The organism is Candidatus Infernicultor aquiphilus, from assembly GCF_002784285.1.
GTDB classification, from domain to species: Bacteria; Atribacterota; Phoenicimicrobiia; order Phoenicimicrobiales; family Phoenicimicrobiaceae; genus Infernicultor; species Infernicultor aquiphilus.
The window spans coordinates 1-2,610 of record NZ_PFKO01000183.1; the positions used below are offsets into that span (position 1 = coordinate 1).

Consider the following 2,610-nt stretch of genomic DNA (forward strand, 5'->3'; position numbering starts at 1 on the left):
CGTACTTTCCTACATGGGTGTTGACATTAAATCAAATGATGAGCAGATGGTATGGGACATTATAAAGTATGCCTATAAAAGCATAGCTGATACAGTTATAATACCAATGCAAGACATATTATGTCTTGGCAGAGAGGCAAGAATGAATATTCCAGGAGTGGAAGATGGAAATTGGAAATGGCAGCTTGATTTTTCAATGATTAATAAAGATATAGTAAAGAAGCTCAGGGACATGTCTAAAAATTTTAGCAGAACTCCTTCATCAAAACTTGCCTTACAGAAACAAAAGGATATAAGTGAAATTAACCAAGACCAACTATTAATGTTTCTTGAAGGAAGAAACTTTAATAGCTATGAGGTTTTAGGCTCAAGATTTTGCAATATTGATGGTGTAGAAGGAGTGTTGTTCACGCTTTGGGCACCAAATGCCCAAAGTGTATCAATAGTTGGTGATTTTAACGGCTGGAATCCAGATTCGAATATAATGCAAAGGCATAAGGTCTCGGAATTCTTGATTTCATTTATACCTGGCTTGCCTTATTGGAGTGCGTATAAATATGCAATCAAAGGCTTTGATGGGAAAATAGTTTTAAAAGCTGACCCATTTGCAATGCATAGTGAAACACGTCCTAAAACTGCTTCCAAGGCAATTAGACTAGAAGGATATAATTGGAGTAGCGAGGAAAGGTTATGGCAACAAAATAAATCCAGTGCTTATGAAAAACCAGTGAATATTTATGAAGTGCATTTAGGCTCATGGAAAAGAGGCGAGGGAAATCGATTTCTAAGTTATAGAGAGCTTGCCAGTGAACTTCCGCAATATGTATCGGATTTAGGATACACACATATAGAGATAATGCCTATTATGGAGCATCCCTTAGATGCCTCCTGGGGTTATCAGGTCACTGGCTATTATTCAGTAAGCAGCAGATATGGAACACCTCAAGATTTCATGTATTTTGTTGACTGCTGTCATAAACTGGGTATAGGAGTAATATTGGATTGGGTGCCGGGACATTTTTGCAAGGATGACCATGGGCTTTATCAATTTGATGGAACAACCTTATATGAATATCAAGATATGAAAAAAAGGGAAAATCAAAATTGGGGCACTGCTTATTTTGACTTAGGGAAAAATGAAGTGATAAGCTTTCTAGTTTCCAATGCTGTTTTTTGGTTAGATGTTTTTCATATAGACGGGCTTAGAACAGATGCAGTTGCAAGCATTCTATACCTTGATTATGAAAAAAATAAAAACCAATGGGATCCAAATAAATATGGTGGCAGAGAAAATTTAGAAGCAGTAAAGTTTCTTCGAATACTAAATGAAGCATTATTTGATAGATTTCCTTATATCATGAGTATAGCAGAAGAAAGCACTTCTTGGCCACTTGTTTCTGCACCATGCTATATGGGTGGGCTTGGCTTTAATTATAAGTGGAATATGGGCTGGATGAACGATTTGTTAAAATATATGGAGATAGATGCTATCTATAGAAAATGGAATCATAATCTGATCACCTTTTCCTTGATGTATACTTACACCGAAAATTATGTACTGCCACTATCTCATGATGAAGTTGTGCATGGTAAAAAATCATTGATCGATAAGATGTGGGGAGATTATTGGAAGAAGTTTGCCTCTCTTCGAATGTTTTATGCTTATATGATGGCACATCCAGGCAAGAAACTGCTTTTTATGGGTGGGGAGTTTGCACAATTTCGAGAATGGAACTTTAATGAAAGCTTGGAATGGTCCATGATTGATCTTGAAATGCATGGCTTAATGTATAAATATGTCCGTCAGCTTAATCATTTTTATAAATCTGATCACTCACTGTGGGAGCTGGATCATAACCGAGATGGTTTTGTTTGGATAGATGCCAACAATTATAATCAAAGCATAATAAGCTTTATAAGGCGTGGAAAACAAGAAAGAGATTATACTATAGTCATTTGCAATTTTACTCCAGAGGTCTATGAAGGCTATAATGTTGATGTGTTTGAGCCAGGTGAATATGAAGAAGTATTCAATAGCGACAGGGGAATTTATGGAGGCTCAAATGTTACCAATGAAGGAATTATTAAATCAATTGAAAAACCATCAAAGGATAAGCCTTATTCAATAAAATTAAGGATTCCACCTCTAGCAACAATTTATATAAAACCAATTATATAAAGAGAAAAGGGGGACTAGTAAAATGGCTAAAGAAGTATTAGCACTAATTCTCGCCGGAGGGCAAAGCACAAGATTAGGCACCCTTAACAAAAAACTTGCCAAGCCAGCATTCACATTTGGAGGGAAATACCGGATTATTGATTTTACCTTGAGCAACTGTGCAAATTCAGACATTAATACGGTTGGAGTATTGACTCAATTTGAACCTTTGGTACTTAACTCCTACATTGGCATAGGCAGACCTTGGGGCCTGGATAGAAAAGACGGAGGGGTAAATATTTTGCCTCCTTATCTAAAGGAAAAAGGTGGAGAATGGTACAAGGGAACAGCAAATGCAGTTTATCAAAATATGGATTATATAGAGATGCAAAATCCTAAATATATCCTGGTGCTATCTGGTGATCACATTTACAAGATGGATTATGCAAAAA

Annotated in this window: 2 protein-coding genes; both read left to right on the top strand. The window is 36.2% G+C overall.

Annotated features, from left to right (window positions below):
- Positions 1-2,179 (top strand): 1,4-alpha-glucan-branching protein (gene glgB, locus COZ07_RS04995; RefSeq protein ID WP_406607484.1); only part of this gene is annotated, 2,179 nt, incomplete at its 5' end.
- Positions 2,180-2,201: 22 nt separating this feature from the next.
- Positions 2,202-2,610, top strand: a 409-nt coding sequence (locus tag COZ07_RS05000) for a sugar phosphate nucleotidyltransferase (RefSeq protein WP_406607485.1), incomplete at its 3' end; no start/stop codon positions are given.